This is a genomic window from Paraburkholderia phymatum, from assembly GCF_038900715.1.
GTDB classification, from domain to species: domain Bacteria; phylum Pseudomonadota; class Gammaproteobacteria; order Burkholderiales; family Burkholderiaceae; genus Paraburkholderia; species Paraburkholderia phymatum_A.
Window position 1 is genome coordinate 67,089 of the sequence record NZ_JAYMRZ010000033.1, and the last position, 17,803, is coordinate 84,891.

A 17,803-nucleotide genomic window follows, 5' to 3' on the forward strand; every position below is an offset into this window, starting at 1 on the left:
TTGCGACGGCCTAGGTTCGCGCGGGCATCAGTGGCGGCCGCCTGTCGAACCACGGACGCGCCGTCTCCAGTTGAGCCGCGAGCCGCAGTAACGTCGCTTCGCCGCCCTCGCGCGCCGCGAACTGCACGCCGACGGGCAGGCCGCGCGCATTCCAGTAGAGCGGCACGGACATCGCCGGCTGGCCCGTCAGATTGAATAGCTCCGTGCAGCCCGCCCACGCGAACGCCTTGTTCGACACATCCGTCAGCAGCTTGCGCATCAGCGGCTCGACGGGGACTGTCGTGACCGCGCGCATCTGCATTTTCTCGCCGACGGTCGGCTGCATCTCGCCGATCTTGATCGGTGCGGATGCAAGCGTTGCGCACAGGATCACGTCGTAACGCGTCATCAGATCGGCGAGTTTCGCGCTGACGCTGCGCTGCGCTTCGAGCGCCTCGGGCAGCTCGCGCTCGCCGAGCTTGCGTCCGATGTGGCCCATCGTCCACGTCGCGATTTCGAACTGGTCGCGGTTCGGCTTGCGCCCGGTGATCTGATCGGCCTTCAGCACGAGATTTTCGGCGCTCACCGACCAGATCATCAGAAACGCTTCGCGCAGCCTCGCGAAGTCGATGCCGAGCGAAACGGGTTCGATGCGATGGCCCAGCGACGCCGCGAGCTGCGCGGCATCGTCGAGCGCGGCGCGGGCGTCGAGGGACAGCGCGGGGGCGAACATCGGGTCCGTCACGAAGGCGATGTGCAGCGGCTTGCACGGCTCGCGCGTCGCGGCGAGGAAAGTGCCGGGCGCGCCCATTGGCCGCTCCGCGTTGCCGGAGGTGAGGTCGAGCAGCAACGCGCTGTCGCGCACGCTGCGCGAGACGGCGTGATCGATGCCGAGTTCGCCGGGCGCGGGCACGGCATTCGGCGGCTGGCGCCCGCGCGACGGCTTGAGTCCGAAGAGGCCGCAGCACGAAGCGGGAATGCGGATCGAACCGCCGCCGTCCGACGCATGCGCGAGCGGCACGATGCCCGCCGCGACGGCCGCGGCCGAACCGCCGCTCGAACCGCCCGGCGTGTGATCGAGACTCCACGGATTGCGGCACGGGCCGAAAAGTTCGGGCTCCGTAAAAGGCATCTGGCCCATTTCAGACGTGCTCGTCTTGCCGAAGATGTTGAGGCCGGCGGCGCGGGTCAGCGTGACGAGCGGGGCGTCTTCGGTGGGAACGTAGTGCCGGTAATGGCGGCTGCCCATCGACATGCGCAGCCCTCTGACGGGCAGCCCTAGGTCCTTGATCAGATACGGCACACCGGCGAGCGGACCGTCGCCGAGCGCATCGGCGCCCGGCGCATCGGCGGCCTGCCCATTGGCACCCGACGCAAACGCGCTGCCGTTCACGCGCTCGCGTGACGCGCGCTGGCGAGCGGCGTCGTAATCCTTCAGAACGATCGCGTTGATTGCGGGATTGGCGGCCTCGGCGCGCGCGATCGCCGTTTCGAGCAGCTCGCGCGCGCTCACCTTGCGTTTGCGCACGAGATCGGCGAGGCCGATCGCATCATGATCGAGATAATCGGCTTGCACGACGAAGGCCCCCGCCCCGTTTGGCATGTTGTTGACGACACGCGCGGGCTGCCGGTGACGTGACGCACAGACGTCAGGCGCGACGCAGCCACGTCACGCCTCTAGCGTAACTTACGCGTGGGTCGCGAGGAAAGTCAGCGTGCGGCCGTGCGCGAGCGCTGCGGAGTGCTGGTGATAGCTCGCGCGCTCGGTGCAGTTGAAGCCGTGATCGGCATTCGGGTAGAGGTACAGCTCGGCGTCGTCGCGGCCCGCGAAGCGCTCCTTCACTTCGCCGACTGCCGACGGCGGAATGCCGTGGTCCAGCTCGCCGTAGTGGAACTGCATCGGCACCTTGATCTGCGGCGCCTTGTCGAGCTGGTTCTGGATGCCGCCGCCGTAGTACGCCACGGCGATATCGAGCGTGCCTTCGGCTGCCGCCAGATACGCGAGACGTCCGCCGAAGCAGTAGCCGATGCCCGCCACCTTGCCCGTTACCTCGGGCATCGCGCGCAGCGCGGTCGCCGTTGCGCCGATGTCCGCGACGGCGAGTTCGACATTCGTCTTTTGCAGGATCTCGATGCCCCTGTCGCGGTCCGCGCCCACGTACCCAAGTTCGACGCGCGGCTGCGTGCGCCAGAAGATGTCCGGTGCGATCGCGATATAGCCGTCCTGCGCATATTGATCGACGACGTCGCGAATGTGGCCGTTCACGCCGAAGATCTCCTGAATGATGATGACGGCCGGACCCTTGCCGCTTTTCGGCGTCGACATGTACGCACCAAACGAGTCATTGCCGGTCGGAATGTCGATCCATCGGGAAGTCACGCTCACGTTGTTTCTCCTTGCATAAACGGGGATGCCGCAGTCGGGCTGCTGCTATTGAATTGCTGCTGTTGACCGCCGCCGTTCGACCGCTGCCGGCAGACAATCGTTTGCGCGCGCCCGGCCCCGAGGCGGGCGCTCAGTGTGCCATCAAAAGAAAGCGGCTGCAGCGAGCGCTCGCGCGCGCTGACGGTTGACTGACGCGCTTCGGCGACAGCGCGGCTCCCGTAAGCGGATTGAAACGCTGGCGATGGTTCGCCGGCCCGCCGCGCGGGCTTCGCAGGCGTCGATGCATGAGTCGCGCACGCGTCCACGCACTCGTATGAGGAACGCAATCCTGAATGCGCCGAATGCACGCAAGCGCCGCGACGGGCGTGAGTGCAGCGATACCGATCGGCGCGCTATGCGCAGAGTTTCACGTGGGAGCCACGGCATCCGCGCGTGCGTCGAACGCGAAAGTGCCGCTTGCACCTACACCTATATATAGCGAGCAGCGCATAAGAAAAAATGAGAACGTTCTCAGTGCTGCTTTATCACCTTTACGTTCACGCGTTATGACGGGATCGGCGCATATCCGGCGCATTAACGGACGATATCGGCAAAGCTTGAGACCCACGCTATAGAAGAAAGCCTCGTATTCCCCAGAGCCGTATGGATTGGCGCTTCCCGGGCAGCGTTGTGGCCCGATTCACGACTAAATGGGACAAACGCTATTGGTAGTGTTCCCACTTACTCAAAAAAACCCCACAAATTAATTTGATGGCCTACACTTGCGCGCAAGCGCGGGGCGCCACCTGCCACAAACAGGCTGGAACGCGTGCTTGCCAAGTGCATGAACGATGCATCCGGCGGAGTCGTCCACGGGATTTGAGCGACACGTGAAGGAAGCGGGGCACAAGGGCGATTACGTTGTTTTTGGGACCGAAATCGGAGACTTACATGAACATCAAAATTCAAAAGCTGTTGCCGATCAGCGCTGCGGCGATGCTGTTTGCAACGATGGCGACGACGGCTTCGGCCGACACCGTTGTCAAGATCGGCCATGTTGCACCTTTGACCGGGGGCATCGCTCACCTGGGCAAGGACAACGAGAATGGCGCACGTCTCGCAGTCGAGGAAATCAACGCGAAGGGGCTGACGGTCGGCGGCCAGAAGGTCACGCTGCAACTGGACGCACAGGACGACGCAGCCGACCCGCGTACGGCTACGCAGGTCGCGCAGAAGCTGGTCGACGACAAGGTCGTTGCCGTGGTCGGCCACCTGAACTCGGGCACGTCGATTCCGGCTTCGAAGATCTACAGCGATGCAGGCATCGTTCAGATCTCGCCGTCGGCAACGAACCCGGCCTACACGCAACAGGGCTTCAAGACGACGTACCGCGTCGTCGCGACCGATGCGCAGCAAGGTCCCGCACTGGCTAACTACGCAGCGAAGGGCCTGAAGGTGAAGAGCGTCGCGATCGTCGACGACTCGACGGCTTATGGCCAGGGTCTCGCAAACGAATTCGAGAAGACGGCCAAGTCGCTGGGCCTGAACGTGATGTCGCATGACGCGACGAACGACAAGGCCGTCGACTTCCGCGCCATTCTGACGAAGATCAAGGGCGAAAACCCCGACGCCATCATGTACGGCGGCATGGACGCAACGGGCGGCCCGTTCGCGAAGCAGGCGAAGCAGCTTGGCCTGCGCGCGAAGGTGCTGGCTGGCGACGGCGTGTGTACCGACAAGCTGTCCGACCTGGCAGGCGACGCAACCGACAATATCGTCTGCTCGGAAGCCGGCATGGCGCTCGAGAAGATGGAAGGCGGCGCGGCGTTCCAGGCGAAGTATCAGAAGCGCTTCGGCCAGCCGATCCAGATCTACGCTCCGTTCACGTATGACGCTGTGTACATCATCGTCGACGCAATGAAGCGTTCGAACTCGACCGATCCGGCGAAGATCCTCGCTGCGATGCCGAACACCGACTACAAGGGTGTGATCGGCGAAACCACGTTCGATTCGAAGGGCGACCTGAAGCACGGCGTGATCTCGCTGTACAACTACAAGGCAGGCAAGAAGACGCTGCTCGACGTCGTCAAGATGTAAGAGCGGTTATCGCGGACGGACAAGCGGCTCGCCGCTTTCCGTCTGACGCGAGCCGGCCGGAAGGCACTAAGAAGGCACGCGGGTTTCGACCCGCGTGCCTTTTGTTTTTCATGCGTGTCGGGCTTGCTTCGCGGGCGCGCGCCTTGCGCATCACTTTGCACGTTCGTGCGCAATGCCGGAGATATTGTCGAACGGGACATCAACGTTTGGGGGCTGTCGTGACACGTCTGATCGATGACGAATGGCGTCGCTGGATCGCCGAGAACCTGTTGCTCGACGCCGCGCCCGAAACCGTGCATGCCGTGCTCGTTCAGCACGGGTTCGAACGCGATCACGCGTCATGCGAAATCGATAGCACGCTGAAAAGCCCTTATTTTCAAGCGGGTTCGCGCTTGCGCAATCGTTTGCGTAAGCGCGAATGGATGCTTTCCGTGTATGGCGACCTGAATCGCATGCGCGCCGGAGCGGATTCCATCGAACGATGCGCGCGTCTGCCGCGCGATGCGTTTTATGAGCGGTTCTATTTCCAGAACCGGCCTGTGATCATCACGGGCATGTTCGATTCGTGGCCCGCGCGCGAGCGATGGAATTTCGATTACTTCCGTGCGCGCTGCGGCGACGCGGTAGTCGAAGTGCAATTCGGGCGCGATGCGGACGCGGACTACGAGGTCAACCAGCCGGCGCTGAAGCGCACGATGCGTTTTCGTGACTACGTCGATCTCGTCGAGCAGAGCGGCGTGACGAACGACTTCTACATGACGGCGAACAACGCGTCGCGCAACCGTGAGGCGCTCGCGGCGTTATGGGCCGATGCGCCGCCGGTTCGCGAGTATCTGGATGCGAGCGCCGCCGACGCGGGCTTTTTCTGGTTCGGACCGGCCGGCACGAAGACGCCGTTTCATCACGATCTGACCAACAACGTGATGGCGCAAGTGGTCGGACGCAAGCGCGTGCTGCTCGTGCCGTTCACCGATACCGCGCACATGTACAACCATCTGCATTGCTACTCGCAGATCGACGGCGGCGCGATCGACGTCGAGCGCTTTCCTTCCGTCCGGCAGGCACGAATGATCGAGTGCACGCTCGAGCCGGGTGAACTGCTGTTTCTGCCGATCGGCTGGTGGCATTACGTCGAAGCGCTCGACGCGTCGGTGACGATGACCTACACGAATTTTCTCGAACGCAACGACTTCGGGCAGACGTACAGCACGTTCCACGAGCTTTGATCGATCGGGACGGAGCGGCTTCCGTCGCGCGAGACGACGATGCCGCGATAAATACGGCGGACCGATGTTCCGGTCCGCCGTCCTCCCTGACGCTTCAGTTGCCGTCGCTAGTTGTTCGGTGAGGCGATGAGCTTGTCTGCGTCGCGCATCGTCTGACGTTTGAGCAAAGCCTATGCCATTGCGCGCACGGCGTGTGAGATCGCTCGGCATAGTCTGGAACCCTAACAAAAACAATGGGTTTGGTGCGATGGGCGAAATGCTTGGAGATTTGCGACGAGGTGGCGTGCCGTGAAATGTCCGCGCACGTCACGTAGCACGTTACGTGACGTAGCGCCGCACGACGCGTTGGCGAGGCCAACGAACGCGAGCGGAGGCGCTCAGATGCCGAGCCAGCGCAGCACCTTCGGCCCGATGAACGCGACGAGCGCCGCGCACAGCGCGACGACGGACAGGCCGATCGGCAGATTCGTCACCTGCGCGACGCCGCCGATGATCACCGGCCCAAGCAGCAAGCCGAAGTACGCGAGGCCCGCGACGTGCGCGAGACCTTCGGCGGCATGAATGCCTTTCACGCGCGCCGCTGCCGCGAACAACACCGGCATCATGTTGGCGAGACCGAGGCCCATCATCGTGAAGCCCGTCAGCGCGGCGACGGCGTTCGGCAGGAGCAGCGCGCCGATCATGCCCGCGCACGCGAGCGACGCGCTCGCGGCGATCAGCTGCGGCGCGCCGAAACGCGCGCGCACGGCGTCGCCGGCGAAACGCGCGGCCGCCATTCCGCCCGAGAAAGCCGCATAGGCGGCGCTGGCGACGGCGGGCGTCGACGCGACGACGTCGCGCATATAGACGGTCGCCCAGTCGTACATCGCGCCCTCGGCGATCAGCGCAATCAGTGCGATCGCGCCGAGCGCCCACAGCGCCGGCGAGCGCCAGCGGTTCGCGCGCGGCGTGTGCGCATCGGGATGCTCGGCGTGCGGCACGTGCGGCAACACGGCAGGGCACGCGGCGACCAGCACGCCCACGCTGACGAGCGACGCGAGCAGCAGATGCAGCGCGGGCGTCATGCCGTGCGCGAGCGCCGCGCCGCCGACGGCCGCGCCCGCCATGCCACCGACGCTGAACATCCCGTGCAGCGACGACATGATCGGCCGCCCGAGCGCCTCTTCGACGGCGCTGGCCTCGGCGTTCATCGCGACGTCGAGTGTCGCCATGCCCGCGCCGAAGATCGCCAGCACGACGAGCAGCATCCAGTACCACGGGACGACGAGGATCAACGCGCCGCAAGCGGACATCGCGAGTCCGCCCGCGAGACACGCGCGGCGCGTGCCAACGCGCGCAATCCACGGCGCATTCGTCACCATCGCGCCGATCGAGCCGCCCGCGACCGCGAACAGCGCGAGTGACAGCATCGCGGGATTCAGATGGAAGCGATCGCGCACCGTCGGCACATGAACGCCCCACGACGCATACATCATCCCCGCGATGAAAAAGAGCGCCATCGTCGCGTAGCGGGCGCGGTTGCGCGTGCCTACGGGCAGATTGCGGTGCGCGGCGGGCAGCGAGGCGGAATCGGACGGACGATCGGACACGGAGATCTCGGTGAATGGGAAGACAGCAGGGGGAAGCGCGCTGAAAGCGATTTTGGATTCTAGCGAAGCATCCCGTGTCGTGCCGGCAAGCCCTTGAACTAATATTGACTATCCGCGCGCGGCGCGTCTGCATCGCATCGGCTCACCATTGGATTTCGCAGACTGCCGCATCCATTCCACCGAGGACGCGCACTTGAACATCCCCGCTGACGCTCCGCTGCATCTGCTGCATCAGGCTTCGATCGGCACGCTCGCGACGCACGCGCGTCAGCCGCAAGGCTTTCCGTATCCGACCGTGCTGCCGTTCGCGCCCGACGCGCGCCACCGCCCGACCATACTCGTGAGCCGGCTCGCCGAACACACGCGCAATCTTCATTTAGACCCGCGCGCCGGCTTCCTGATCGTCCACGCACCGGACGGCGATGTGCTCAACGGCCAGCGGATCACACTGGTCGGCACGTTCGAGCACGTCGAGTCGACGCCGCCCGTGATCCACCGCTATCTGCGCTATCACCCGGACGCCGAGCGTTACCTGGTGTTGGGTGATTTCTCGTTCTGGGTGATGGCGGTCGAACGCATGCGCTACATCGGCGGCTTTGGCGCGATGGGCTGGCTGACGGCGGATGAACTCGATCCGCTCGGCCCGGTTTCGTTCGACGAAGAAGAGGGGCTGGTCGAATTCTTCGAGCGTCATCCGCGCCGGCCGCAGCATGTGCGATTGGCGGGAATCGACCGCTATGGTGCCGACCTCGAGATGGCGGGCGCGCGCAGCCGTGTTCCGTTCGAAACGCCGGCACTCGACGACAACGCGCTGTGCGCCGCATTGGAGGATTGCATCGAGCGGCTGACGGGGGCGTGAATTCCGTTCGATCGTCGGGTTTTAACCGCCGTGTAAAAGATGATTTTGCATTTTGCGACGCAAGTTCGCATGCGATGAAATGTTCCCGAGTAAATTAACTTTTGTGTTTCATGTTTTGCTAATTAAATAGAGCGTTATTCTTGGATCCGTTTTTTCAGGGAAAGAATAATAGAGCGGAGAGCGCTGACAATTGCGACGGTAGTGAAAGTTTATGAAATTGAGATTAATTAATTTCGCACGGAGTCTTTTCTCCGGTTTCTATTTCGTGTTAATCTCGCCAGCAAATTCCGAGGCATGATCACTTTCAGGACTATTCGGCGTAGACCGACGTCCATTTATCGAACCACAAGGGAACTATGTCCTCCTACAGGGAACTACTCGCGCAGCGCGAAAAGCTCGAGAAGCAGATCGAAGAGGCGAAAGCGCGCGAATATGCGGAAGTGCTAAACGAAATCAAGCAGAAAATGGCTGATTACGGCATTACTTTGGCCGAACTCGGCGGTGGTCGCGCAAAGGCAGCGAAGGCGGCGTCTCGTCCGCGCGCTGGCGTTGCGCCGAAATATCGTGATCCCGCCAGTGGAAGCACATGGTCAGGCCGTGGCAAACCGCCGCGCTGGATCGCAGGCCAGGATCGCGATAAATTTCTCATCGAGAAATAATATGACTTAATGCTCGCATCGCGAGCAATGCATTAAAGAAAACCGCAGCCCTTTTCCGGCTGCGGTTTTTTTATTGGCCTGTGATTGCCCGACTGCGCTATTGAACTTCATACGCGACGAGCAAAGCCTCACAATGAGAATGCTTCGCGTTTTGATAAGCATCTGATTTGAAAGATGTTTTTTCGTCGCTTAACAGCGGTTTCACCGAGCAGCAGGTAGAATTAAAACCATCGAACCTGCTTTCTTTCACATGCCTTCCAACGTAGCCGGGCAATCGGCGGAAAAACAGCGCGTCGCGCGCAAAAGCACTTACGTCAGCATCGGACTCAATACGGTGTTGATGTCGGTGCAGATCGTCGTGGGCGTAATTGCGCATTCCCAGGCACTCGTCGCGGACGGCGTGCATTCGCTTGCCGATCTTATTTCGGATTTTGTCGTATTGGTCGCGAATCGCCATAGCGGCGCGGAACCGGACGCCGATCACAATTACGGACATAGCCGCTACGAAACGGTCGCTTCGCTTTTTCTGGGCGGATTGCTGATCTCGGTCGGCGTCGGCATGTTGTGGCGCGCGGGCACGCGGCTCACCGATCTTCAGCACATCCCGGCCGTGCATATGAGTGCGCTGGCCGTGGCCGTGGTCGTGCTGCTGTCGAAGGAAGGGCTCTTCCGCTACATGCTGCACGAGGCGCAGCGCGTGCGTTCCGCGATGCTGATCGCGAACGCCTGGCATGCGCGGTCGGACGCGGCGTCGTCGCTGGTGGTTGCGCTCGGCATTCTCGGGAGTCTGGCCGGCGTGAGGCTGCTCGATCCCATCGCCGCGGCCATCGTCGGCTTCATGGTCGCGCGTATGGGCTGGACGTTCGGCTGGGACGCGCTCCAGGATTTGTCCGATCGCGCGCTCGACGAATCGGCCACCGCCGATCTACGCACACGGCTGATGTCGACGCCCGGCGTGCGGGACGTGCACGAGTTGCGCACGCGCAAGATGGGCGATTTCGCGCTCGTCGACGCGCACATTCTTGTCGATCCGATGATCTCGGTTTCCGAAGGCCACTACATCGCGGAGACGGCGCGCTCACGGGTGCTGGTAGACAGCCGCGTGCTCGACGCGCTGATTCACGTAGACCCGGAAAACGACGCGATCGCGCGGCCGCCCGTCAATTTGCCGCCGCGTGCAAAGATCGCCGCTGAAGTCGAATCCGCGCTCGCCGCGCAAGGGCTCACGGCGGCCACGGTGAACCTGCACTATCTGAGCACGGGTCTCGACGTCGAGGTCACGTTGCAGCCGTCGAGGCTCGGCGCGCTGGAAAGCGAAGCGCAGCAGCTGGCGCGGGTCGATCTCGATGCGCTCAAGCGCAAGCTGGGCGCGCGCAAGCTGAACGTCACGCACGCGGTCGATGTATCGACGGCCGGCGAGGAACTCGCGCGCGAGCCGCGCGGCGATGCGTGACCGTCGCCCGCGCGGCGGCGTCAGAGCGGCAATTGCGTATCGAACTTGATCTCGCGCAGCACGACGCTCGTGCGTACTTGTGCGACGGCGGGAATCTTGAAGATGCGGTCGTGCAAGAAGGTGTCGTATGCCTTGATGTCGGGCGCGACGATCTTGAGGATGTAATCGGATTCGCCCGTGGTGCTGTAGCACTCGGTCACTTCGGGGCAGGTGGCGATTTCCCGCTCGAACTGTTCGACGCCGCCTTCCGTGTGACGCGTGAGGTGAATATGCGCGAGCGCGCAGACATGGAGACCGAGTTTTTCGCGGTCGAGCAACGCCGTGTAGCGCTGGATGATGCCCGATTGCTCCATGTCCTTGATGCGGCGCCAGCACGGCGTGCTGGAGAGCCCGACCTGATCGGATATTTCCTGCACCGAACGGCGCGCGTCGAGTTGCAAAAGACGCAGGATCTTTTGAGAGAACGTATCGAGTGTCAACTGCGCCTCCGTTGTCGCGTCGCCTTTTCGTCAATGTTAGAGGCACGGAAAACGAAACGCAACCGAAGCTGCCCTTGCTGAGGGAGATTACCTAATTTCGCGCCGGGTCTTTGGCGTTTTCTGCTGAGTCGTCCCCTTCAACATCGGACAATATCAAGCTCTGACGCGCCCGCAGGTCGGCGAGCATGTTGCAAAAAAGCGCGCCTTGCTCGATCGCGTCATCGAGTGCGACATGCGTGTGCGGATGATCGTCGAACCAGTGCTTCGGAAAACGCGGCTTGATGCACTTGCGATACGGCAAACCCGTCATCGCGAACGCGAGCGTCTTGATGTCGAGCGCGGACCACGAGAACGGGCAGCGGCCGGCGAAACGCATCATGTACCAGAACATGAACGTGAAATCGAAGCCTGCGGGCATCGCCACGAACACCGGCTTGCCCGGCAACGCTTCGACCCACTCGACATACGTGACGAGCGCCGCCTCCGGCCGCTGCAAATCCTTGCGGCACGAGGCCCACGCTTCGGGCTGCGTCTTCCACCACGCTTCCTGCACGGGATGGGGCGCCGCGCCTTCGAGCAATTCGAGATTGGCCGAGAACGTGCCGATCAGCAGCTTGTCCGCCGTATAAGCCGCCGACGCGAAGCTCAGCATCGAATGCGGACCGGGAATCGGGCCATCCGCTTCGACGTCCGTGCTCACATAGATTTCCACCGTCATGCGCTGACTCCGTCCGCGACGTAGGGATTCGTGCGCCGTTCGTCGCCGAATGTCGACGTCGGGCCGTGGCCCGGGACGAAGGTAACATCGTCGCCGAGCGGCCAGAGCTTTTCGCGGATCGAGCGGATCAGGTCGCCGTGATTGCCGCGCGGAAAGTCCGTGCGTCCGATCGAGCCGGCGAACAGCACGTCGCCGACCACCGCGAAACGATGCGCGCGGCTGAAGAAGATCACGTGTCCCGGCGTGTGGCCGGGGCAGTGATAGACCTCTAGCGTTTCGTTGCCGAACGTCACTGTGTCGTTGTCGTCGAGCCAGCGGTCCGGCTCGAACGCATCGGCGGCGGGAAAGCCGAAGCGCGTGCTTTGCTCGGGTAGCTTTTCGAGCCAGAAACGCTCGTCGACATGCGGACCTTCGATCGGCACGCCGTAATGCGCGGCGAGCGTCTTCGCGCCGGCGCAATGATCGATGTGGCCGTGCGTCAGCAGCACCTTTTCGATCGACACATTCTGGCGTTCCACCTCGCCCTTGATGATGTCGAGATCGCCGCCCGGATCGACGATGGCCGCGCGCCCGGTCTGCTCGCAGACGAGCAGCGAACTGTTCTGCTGGAACGGCGTGACGGGGATCAGAGTGACTTTCATGAGTGACGGTGCGAGACGTGAAAAGCTCGATTGTACCGACCGTCGCGACACGCGCCATTGGCCGGAAAGCCTACTGGCGAATGCTCATTTTTACAGTAATAGTGAGAATTCATCGACGGAATCAGCAGGTAGGGAACACGGAATTGAGTTTTTGCTATAATGCGCGTATTGAGCGTGGGAGACCGCGCTGTCTTTTGGGTGAGCAGCCGCCGTTTCATCATATGAAACTGGAATGAACGGTGCTGATTCACCATCAAGCAAGTGCTGTCGGGTGCATCCGACGGCAAATCCAGCATCGATTGCTTTTGTCGATGCGCACGTCCTGTCCAGCCAGGTGCCACGCGCCTGCCACGGCCTCGCTGCCGTAACGCCGGATGGGGCCTACGCCGCCTTCCTGAGCGCTGTGAGTTTCCGGCGCTGAGCGTGTGAACGTTCGATGGCGGCTTGTGGGGTCTGGCTGATCTGCGGGGACAGGTTGCGTCAGACGTGAAAACTAACCGTGCGGTTGCGGCTGAATGTGCCGCGTCCGGGCTTTTGTCGTTCTGCGCCAGCGTTGCGCAGCGCGCGTCGGCCCCTTGCCGCCGGAGTCGCAAGCAAACACGCAGCCATTCGCGTGATGCGGCTCGCATTTGTATCAATTCGTATTATGAAAACTCGGCTACCCCGACGCGTTGGGAGCGTTTTTGCCTTTTTGGCACTCGCCGGCTGTGCGGTGCCTCCGGGCGCGAACACCCAGGTCAGCGGTGTGTCCGCGGCAACGAAGGACGCGCAAGCTGCGCTCGCTCCGCCGTCGTATGGTTCAGGTTTGAAAGAACTGCCGGATGCGGCAGGTCAGAAGGGCAAGCTCGCGGACGCTGAACCGCTGACCGACGGTCCCAATATCGCCGACTTCCATCAGCTGGGTCGCGCGTCCTGGTACGGCCGCGGCTTCCACGGACGCAAGACGGCGAACGGCGAGCGCTTCGACATGCACGCGCTGACGGCGGCTCATCGAACGCTGCCGCTCGGCTCGTATGTACGCGTGACCAACCCGGCGACCAACGACGCCGTCGTCGTGCGGATCAACGACCGTGGCCCGTATGCGCGCGGCCGGGTGATCGACCTGTCGTATGCGGCCGCGAAAGTCCTGCACCTTGCACGCATCGGCACGGCGCGCGTGAAGATCGAAGGGCTGACGCAGCGTGAGGCGAAGGCCGAGATGAATCAGATCCTGGCTTCGAACCAGAGCGATTCGAACGACAAATAAGATCGTCTCGTCATTGCCGGGATGGATTCGGAGACGCGATCTCTGCAATGGAGGGCTGCGTTGCGGGCTGCAAAAAGGGCTGCACTACGCAGCCCTTTTTTCTTTCAGCCGTCCTTTTTCATTGCTAGCGCGCGCGAGTACAACGCGTTACGTGATGCGCCCGTCAATGTTGCCGCGATTCTGGCCGCGCTGCTCACCGACAACTCCTCCAGCAGCAAGCCAAGCAGCGCGTCGTGATCGTGCTGGCCTTCGGCTTCGGCGGGTGCGCCTTCCACGACCAGCACGAATTCTCCACGCTGCCGGTTCGCATCTTCTTCGAGCCACCTAGGCCCTTCGGCCAGGGTGCAGCGATGCAATCCCTCATGTAACTTCGTCAACTCACGGCCAATCAACAGACGACGTTCGCCGCCAAAGGCATCGGCGAGCGCCTGCACCGTTTCGACGATCCGATGCGGCGCTTCGTAGAACACCATCGCGTGCGGATGCTTCGCGAGCGACGCGAGCGCGGCGGCGCGCTGTTTGGCTTTGGGCGGCAGGAAGCCGAGAAACGTGAACGTCGCGACCCAGTCTCCCGCCACGCTGAGCGCGGTCGCAAGCGCGCTTGCGCCGGGCAGCGGCACGACGGCGAAACCGGCTTCGCGCACGGCATCGACGAGTTTTGCGCCCGGATCGGAAATGCCAGGCGTGCCCGCGTCGGAGACATACGCGATGCGCTCGCCTGCCTGCAGATACTCGACGATGCGCTGCGCGGCCTCGCGTTCGTTGTGCTGATGCACGGCGACGAGCGGCTTCGCGATGCCGTAGCGCGACAGCAGTTGCCCTGTGTTGCGCGTGTCCTCGGCGGCGATGCGATCGACGAGACCGAGAACGTGCAGCGCGCGCAACGTGATGTCGGCGATGTTGCCGATCGGCGTAGCCACGACATAGAGCGCGGAAGCGGGATAGTGCTGCCCTTGCGCGAGTTCGGAAAGAGGAGTCATGACACGAAAGACGCAGACACACAAAACAAGGCCGACATTGTGCCACGCGCCCGCGCGCGCACGAGAGGACACGCGTGATGGAGCGGGCCGCCCGAACAACTTTTCCGATGGCGCCCGGTCCAAAACCGTCGGAGCGGCATTCGAAACGCGCGCGATGACGTTTCTTCAGCGGCAGCGCTTGCGGTTCGTCGCGCGCAATGTCGTTTGTCGTGGCGGCGAAATCGATCTCGTGATGAAGGAGCCGGACGGCGCGCTGGTGTTCGTCGAAGTGCGGGCGCGTGCGCAAAGCGGATACGGCGGCGCGGCGGCGAGCGTCGGGTGGCGCAAGCAGCAACGCATCGTGCGCGCCGCGCAGCATTTTTTGTCGGCACATGATGGCGCGATGCCGGCGTGCCGCTTCGATGTGATCGCGTTCGAGCGCGGACGTCTGCTGTGGCTGCGCGATGCTTTTCGCGCGGACGACTGCGCTGCCAGCTGTTGAAGCGCCGGAATAGTAGTGTGAGTACGATAAACTTGCGGACGCGCACGGGGCGGCGCGCTATCGTATCGGGGCGTGCCGATTGGAGCGGCCGTATGCAGTCGCGCAGGGAAGGACGAACGTCCACATGAACCAGCGTCGCCGGGCGGGTGGCGCATGCAGTACACGATAGAGAGTCGATGTCAGTCGAACGCATTCAACAACACTTCCGCGACAGCGCGGCAGTCACACTCGCAGCATTAGAAAGCCTGTCGATGCCGATCGCAGCCGCCGTCGACACGATGTTTGCCGCGCTCGCGAACGGCAACAAGATATTGGCGTGCGGCAACGGCGGATCCGCTGCCGGCGCGCAATACTTCGCTGCCGAACTGATCGGCGGCTTCGAGCGCGAACGGCCGGCGTTGCCCGCCATCGCGCTGACGACGAGTTCGTCGATCCTCAGCGGCATAGCCAACGACGCTTCGCTCGATCAGATCTTCGCGACGCAGGTTCGCGCGCTCGGACAGCCGGGCGACGTGCTGTTCGCCATCTCGACATCCGGCAATCCTGCGAATATCCTCGCCGCCATCGACGACGCGCACGACCGGGAGATGATCGTCGTCGCGCTGTCGGGCAAGGGCGGCGGCAAGATCAATGAAGTGCTGCACGATACCGACATCCATCTTTGCGCGCCGTCCGAGCGCACGGCGCGCGTGCAGGAAGTGCATCTGTTGACGATCCATAGTCTGTGCGACGGCATCGATGCCATGTTGCTCGGCGAAGAATGATTCCGAAGGAGAGCGAGTTGATGAGCGCATATCGCGTGAAGAGTACGTTTGTGAGGACCACGCTGGTGGTTGGGCTCGTCGCCGGACTGGCCGCGACGCTGCAGGGGTGCGTGCTGGCTGTCGGCGCGGCGGCGGGCGGCAGCGCGCTCGTCGCGACCGATCGGCGCACGCTCGGCGCGCAGACGGAAGACCGCGAGATTCAGGTCAAGGCGATGTCGCTGATCAGCCAGAATCTGCCGGACAATGCGCACGTCAACGTGACGGTATTCAACCGGCGCGTGCTGCTGACGGGCGAAGTGGCCGGCGAGGTGTCGAAGGCGCGCGCGGAAAGCGTCGTGCGAAGCCTCAACAACGTGAATGCGATCGTCAACGAACTGGTTATTGCGCCGGCGAGCGATTTCTCGTCGCGGAGTAACGACACGTATCTCGAGGGGCGCGTGAAGACGGCGCTGATCGCCGAGAAGGATATTTCGGCGAACAACTACAAGGTGGTGTGCGAGCGCGGGACGCTGTATCTGATGGGGCTCGTGACAGCCGACGAAGGCAATCGGGGCGCGGATGTCGCGAGCCGGGTGCCGGGCGTCGTGCAGGTTGTGAAGGTCTTCCAGTACATCCAGCCGCAGGAAGCGGTGGCGGCATCGGCGGCGGCGGCTTCGGCTGCTTCCAGTGCGCCGGCAGCCGCCGCGCAACCGGAAGCTGCGGATGTGACGTCGGGCGCGGTGCCGGATTCGTCGGTGACTTCGCGTCCGCTGGAGCAACAGTCGCCTGCGCCCGTCAGCAATTCGACGGCGGTCCATCCGGGGAGTCCTAAGGCGGTGCAATGAGATTGGGATTCTTTGTCAGGCGCGTGCTGTGCGGGGTGCTGGTGAGTTTGGCTGTGGGGGCGTTTGCGTTGTCTGCGTCCGCCGCCGATACGCCGCGCGGGCTCGCGATCGCACGAAGCAACGCGTGCATGGGTTGTCATGCGGTCGATCGGAAACTCGTTGGACCTTCGTTTCAGCAGGTCGCGGAGAAGTACAAGGGCAATGCCGGGGCTCCCGCGATGCTCGCGCGCAAGGTGAAGGACGGCGGATCGGGCGTGTGGGGCGCGATTCCGATGCCCGCTCATCCGGCGATGAGCGATGCGGATATCCGCATCGTCGTCGATTGGGTGCTGGCTGGGGCACCGGCTAAATGACGCTAGTTGCGGGATGGTGCGTTAAGAATGCACTGTGCTAGAATCGCGTGATCGTGGGGCGGTAGCTCAGCTGGGAGAGCGTCGCGTTCGCAATGCGAAGGTCGGGAGTTCGATCCTCCTCCGCACATTGCAGTAGATTCTGTCGTATTCCGCAAACCCGGCGTCCCGTAAGGGTCGCGGGGTTTTTTGTTTCCGGAACATCCGATTCGTCAATTAGCGAAGATAGATTGCGTGCTGGATTGGATTTGGTGTCGCACCCGCGCTTCACCCGCCCCAGATTATCTGGATGCACTACAGCATGACCGACAGTTCGTGCACGTGCTGCGGTCGCGGGCTGCATGCTCTTGCGCTGGAGCGTCGATGCGTCGCCCGATCACAATCTTAGAGAAGAGCAGTACCATCCTTGGCTGATCGACCGTTGGCCTCGTACGGGGTAGAAAGCACGGTTCGCGCCCGGGGTATCAGCCACCGGTCAATGCTGTGAAGAAATAGCAATCGACAAATTTAGACAGTATTTAGAAAGCTCATGCAAAGCGCACAACACCAAAGCCTGGTCGGGTTCATCTGGAATATTGCCAATAAGCTGCGCGGCCCCCTACCGTCCACCGCAGTATCGCCGCGTCATGCTGCCGCTGATTGTTTTGCGCCGCTTCGATCTGGTGCTGGCCGAGAACAAGCAGAAGGTGCTGGAGGAAAAAAAGCGTCTTGAACGCAAACGCATCACTGGCCCCGCGCTGGAGAAAGCTCTTTCGCGTATCGGCTACCACTGGCCGCAAGCAAGAGCTGTTCAACACTAGCGGCTTCACATTTGAAAAGCTGCTGGGCGATGCACCCAATATCGCGGGCAACCTTATCGCCTATATTCAGGGATTCTCGCCGCGCGCCCGCGACATCTTCGATAAGTTCGAATTTGATACCGAGATCGCAAAGCTAGATGAAGCCAACCGCCTCTACTGAGGTTGGCCCGCAAAAACGGACACCTATTCTTTTTGAAGAGGAGGTGCCGAAATGGGCAAGACTCGTACACCGTACCCGCCGGAATTCCGGGCGCAGATGGTGGAATTGGTCAAGGCCGGACGCACACCGCAGG

The 17,803-nt window shown here is 62.7% G+C and carries 18 protein-coding genes and 1 tRNA gene; 12 read left to right on the top strand and 7 right to left on the bottom strand.

Translation table 11 applies throughout. The annotated features are described in order from the left end of the window. Positions 1–10 precede the first annotated feature (10 nt). Together VSR68_RS38210 and VSR68_RS38215 are read right to left on the bottom strand one after the other, a co-directional pair. Complete coding sequence (locus tag VSR68_RS38210) at positions 11–1,555, bottom strand: amidase (protein WP_428983681.1); 1,545 nt, start codon at positions 1,553–1,555, stop codon at positions 11–13. A gap of 111 nt (positions 1,556–1,666) precedes the next feature. Next, entirely contained in the window at positions 1,667–2,365 is a 699-nt protein-coding gene (locus tag VSR68_RS38215) for a dienelactone hydrolase family protein (RefSeq protein WP_342944704.1), read from the bottom strand. 930 nt (positions 2,366–3,295) lie between these two features. Here VSR68_RS38215 and VSR68_RS38220 point away from each other — a divergent pair. After that, the gene (locus VSR68_RS38220) at positions 3,296–4,441 is read left to right on the top strand and encodes a branched-chain amino acid ABC transporter substrate-binding protein (RefSeq protein ID WP_342944705.1); all 1,146 of its coding nucleotides are present in this window, start codon (positions 3,296–3,298) and stop codon (positions 4,439–4,441) included. A gap of 227 nt (positions 4,442–4,668) precedes the next feature. Beyond that, complete coding sequence (locus VSR68_RS38225; RefSeq protein WP_342944724.1) at positions 4,669–5,667, top strand: cupin-like domain-containing protein; 999 nt, start codon at positions 4,669–4,671, stop codon at positions 5,665–5,667. Between the two features lie 377 nt (positions 5,668–6,044). Here VSR68_RS38225 and VSR68_RS38230 read toward each other — a convergent pair whose 3' ends face one another. Beyond that, on the bottom strand, positions 6,045–7,256 hold the full coding sequence (locus VSR68_RS38230; RefSeq protein ID WP_342944706.1) for an MFS transporter: 1,212 nt from the start codon (positions 7,254–7,256) through the stop codon (positions 6,045–6,047). Between the two features lie 193 nt (positions 7,257–7,449). Here VSR68_RS38230 and VSR68_RS38235 point away from each other — a divergent pair, with 193 nt between their 5' ends. The 3 genes from VSR68_RS38235 to VSR68_RS38245 all read left to right on the top strand — a co-directional run bounded on the left by VSR68_RS38235 (position 7,450) and on the right by VSR68_RS38245 (position 10,227). Next, positions 7,450–8,115, top strand: coding sequence for a HugZ family protein (locus VSR68_RS38235; RefSeq protein WP_342944707.1), 666 nt, complete (start codon positions 7,450–7,452; stop codon positions 8,113–8,115). Between the two features lie 356 nt (positions 8,116–8,471). Then, positions 8,472–8,774, top strand: a complete 303-nt coding sequence (locus tag VSR68_RS38240) for an H-NS histone family protein (protein WP_342935485.1) — start codon at positions 8,472–8,474, stop codon at positions 8,772–8,774. A gap of 250 nt (positions 8,775–9,024) precedes the next feature. Then, the gene (locus tag VSR68_RS38245; protein WP_342944708.1) at positions 9,025–10,227 is read left to right on the top strand and encodes a cation diffusion facilitator family transporter; all 1,203 of its coding nucleotides are present in this window, start codon (positions 9,025–9,027) and stop codon (positions 10,225–10,227) included. 20 nt (positions 10,228–10,247) lie between these two features. Here VSR68_RS38245 and VSR68_RS38250 read toward each other — a convergent pair whose 3' ends face one another. The 3 genes from VSR68_RS38250 to VSR68_RS38260 all read right to left on the bottom strand — a co-directional run bounded on the left by VSR68_RS38250 (position 10,248) and on the right by VSR68_RS38260 (position 12,065). Next, positions 10,248–10,706 (bottom strand): Lrp/AsnC family transcriptional regulator, encoded by a 459-nt coding sequence (locus VSR68_RS38250; RefSeq protein WP_012399541.1) that lies wholly within the window; start codon positions 10,704–10,706, stop codon positions 10,248–10,250. A 91-nt stretch (positions 10,707–10,797) separates the two neighbouring features. Beyond that, positions 10,798–11,424: an exonuclease gene (locus VSR68_RS38255; protein WP_342944709.1), complete on the bottom strand. Its 627-nt coding sequence runs from the start codon at positions 11,422–11,424 to the stop codon at positions 10,798–10,800. Beyond that, positions 11,421–12,065 (bottom strand): MBL fold metallo-hydrolase, encoded by a 645-nt coding sequence (locus tag VSR68_RS38260; protein WP_342944710.1) that lies wholly within the window; start codon positions 12,063–12,065, stop codon positions 11,421–11,423. The genes VSR68_RS38255 and VSR68_RS38260 overlap by 4 nt, the downstream gene beginning before the upstream one ends. Before the next feature lie 646 nt (positions 12,066–12,711). Here VSR68_RS38260 and VSR68_RS38265 point away from each other — a divergent pair. After that, positions 12,712–13,311, top strand: a complete 600-nt coding sequence (locus tag VSR68_RS38265) for a septal ring lytic transglycosylase RlpA family protein (protein ID WP_428983678.1) — start codon at positions 12,712–12,714, stop codon at positions 13,309–13,311. Positions 13,312–13,415: 104 nt separating this feature from the next. Here VSR68_RS38265 and rsmI read toward each other — a convergent pair whose 3' ends face one another. Further along, positions 13,416–14,291 (bottom strand): 16S rRNA (cytidine(1402)-2'-O)-methyltransferase, encoded by an 876-nt coding sequence (gene rsmI / locus VSR68_RS38270; RefSeq protein WP_342944712.1) that lies wholly within the window; start codon positions 14,289–14,291, stop codon positions 13,416–13,418. Between rsmI and VSR68_RS38275 the strand changes: the two genes are divergently transcribed. From VSR68_RS38275 to VSR68_RS38300, 6 genes are all read left to right on the top strand, one after another. Beyond that, positions 14,290–14,772: a YraN family protein gene (locus VSR68_RS38275; protein ID WP_342944713.1), complete on the top strand. Its 483-nt coding sequence runs from the start codon at positions 14,290–14,292 to the stop codon at positions 14,770–14,772. The genes rsmI and VSR68_RS38275 overlap by 2 nt on opposite strands. A gap of 176 nt (positions 14,773–14,948) precedes the next feature. Beyond that, positions 14,949–15,536 (top strand): phosphoheptose isomerase, encoded by a 588-nt coding sequence (locus VSR68_RS38280; RefSeq protein ID WP_342944714.1) that lies wholly within the window; start codon positions 14,949–14,951, stop codon positions 15,534–15,536. A 20-nt stretch (positions 15,537–15,556) separates the two neighbouring features. Beyond that, positions 15,557–16,360, top strand: a complete 804-nt coding sequence (locus tag VSR68_RS38285) for a BON domain-containing protein (protein ID WP_342944715.1) — start codon at positions 15,557–15,559, stop codon at positions 16,358–16,360. Further along, positions 16,357–16,713: a c-type cytochrome gene (locus VSR68_RS38290; protein ID WP_342944716.1), complete on the top strand. Its 357-nt coding sequence runs from the start codon at positions 16,357–16,359 to the stop codon at positions 16,711–16,713. The genes VSR68_RS38285 and VSR68_RS38290 overlap by 4 nt, the downstream gene beginning before the upstream one ends. Positions 16,714–16,765: 52 nt before the next feature. Beyond that, positions 16,766–16,841: transfer RNA gene (locus VSR68_RS38295), tRNA-Ala, on the top strand. A gap of 577 nt (positions 16,842–17,418) precedes the next feature. After that, a complete protein-coding gene (locus VSR68_RS38300; protein WP_342944717.1) occupies positions 17,419–17,670 on the top strand; it encodes a type I restriction-modification system subunit M N-terminal domain-containing protein in 252 nt (83 codons plus the stop codon). The last annotated feature ends 133 nt before the right edge of the window (positions 17,671–17,803 follow it).